The sequence below is a fragment of the Paraburkholderia terricola genome, assembly GCF_900142195.1.
Taxonomy (GTDB): domain Bacteria; phylum Pseudomonadota; class Gammaproteobacteria; order Burkholderiales; family Burkholderiaceae; genus Paraburkholderia; species Paraburkholderia terricola.
Genome location: NZ_FRAB01000108.1, coordinates 1 through 1417, shown reverse-complemented (window position 1 = coordinate 1417; position 1417 = coordinate 1). Strand labels below are relative to the sequence as shown.

Genomic DNA, 1417 nt, shown 5'->3' with positions numbered 1-1417 from the left:
GCGACGTGGTGAACCGCGCCACGCCCTTTCTGCAGCAGCTCAGCCAGATGACGGAGGAGGTCTGCAACCTCACCGTGCTCGACGGGCCGGACATCGTCTTCGTGCAGCGCATCGTGAGCCGCAACGTGCTGCATCCCAACGTGATCGTCGGTACCCGCCTGCCGGCCTACTGCACCGCGCCGGGGCTGGCGCTGCTGTCGACGCTGCCCGAGGCCGAAGTCGATGCGCTGCTCGACGCCAGCACGCTGGTCAGGCACACGCCCAGGACCATCGTCGACCGCCGCAAGATCAAGGAGCGCGTGGCCGTCGCGCACGCGCGCGGCTTCGTGCGCACCGAGGACGAGTACTTTCTCTCCGACATCTCCACGGCCGCGCCGATCACCGATGCGCGCGGGCGCGGCATCGGCGCGATCAACGTCGCGGTGTCGCGTGCACGCTGGGAACCGGCGCGCGACGAGCAGCGCTTCGCCGACCTGGTGCGCAGCACGGCCTTCGCCGTGTCGGCGCCTCGGCGGCACGTCGCCTAGCAGCGAGGCCCGGGCGGGGCCTGCGATTCAGCGGCCCTTGAAATGCGGCGTGCGCTTCTCTGCGAAGGCCGCGCGTGCTTCGCGGAAGTCCTCGCTGTCGTCGGCCCGCGCCACCATGGCGTCGAGCTCGGCCCGCCGTTGCGCGACCTGGCCGGCGAGCACCGCATTCAACTGCGCCTTCGAACCGGCGATCGACAAGGGCGCGGCGGCGGTCATCGGTGCGCCGAAGCGCAAGGCCGCCTCGACGACATCGCCCTCGGCCACCGCGTCGGCGAAGCCGGTGCGGCCGATCTCGTCGATGCCGAACATCTGGCCGCTGTAGAGCCAGCGCCGCGCGTTGGAAGCGCCGATCAGCCAGGCCAGGCGCTGCAGCTGGATGGTCGGATAGACCAGGCCCAGCTTCGCGACCGGCACGCCGACGCGCGCCGTCGCGTCGGCCACGCGGAAGTCGCAGCACATGGCCAGGCTGCAGCCGCCGCCGGCACAGACGCCGCTGATGGCCGCGATCACCGGCAGCGGGGCGCTCTGTACCGCGGCATAGGCCTCCTGGATGCGCTGGCGGTAGACCTCGGCGTGCGCGGGATCGGCCTTGGCCGCCGCGAAGGCGACGATGTCGTCGCCGGCGCAGAAGTGGCCGCCGCTGCCGGTGAGCACCACGAGCCGGACCGAGCGGTCCTGCGCGAAGCGCTCGAAGGCGGCCTTCAGGTCGGTCCAGGCGTCGAAGTCGCAGGCATTGCGCCGCTGCGGGCGGTCGATGGTGACGATCGCGGTGCCGTCGCCGCGCTGATCGATGAGGATGTCCGGCCCGTCGAGCACGGTGAGGTTGCAGACCTCCTCCGTCATCTGGCTGAGCTGCTGCAGAAAGGGCGTGGCGCGGTTCACCACGTCGC

General features: G+C 71.4%; 2 protein-coding genes. One reads left to right on the top strand and one right to left on the bottom strand.

The features are described 5' to 3' along the window. Positions 1-527, top strand: a 527-nt coding sequence (locus BUE39_RS33650) for an IclR family transcriptional regulator (protein ID WP_305728318.1), incomplete at its 5' end; no start/stop codon positions are given. A gap of 27 nt (positions 528-554) precedes the next feature. Here BUE39_RS33650 and BUE39_RS33645 read toward each other — a convergent pair. After that, the coding region (locus tag BUE39_RS33645) for an enoyl-CoA hydratase/isomerase family protein (protein ID WP_177217204.1) at positions 555-1417 on the bottom strand (863 nt) is incomplete at its 5' end.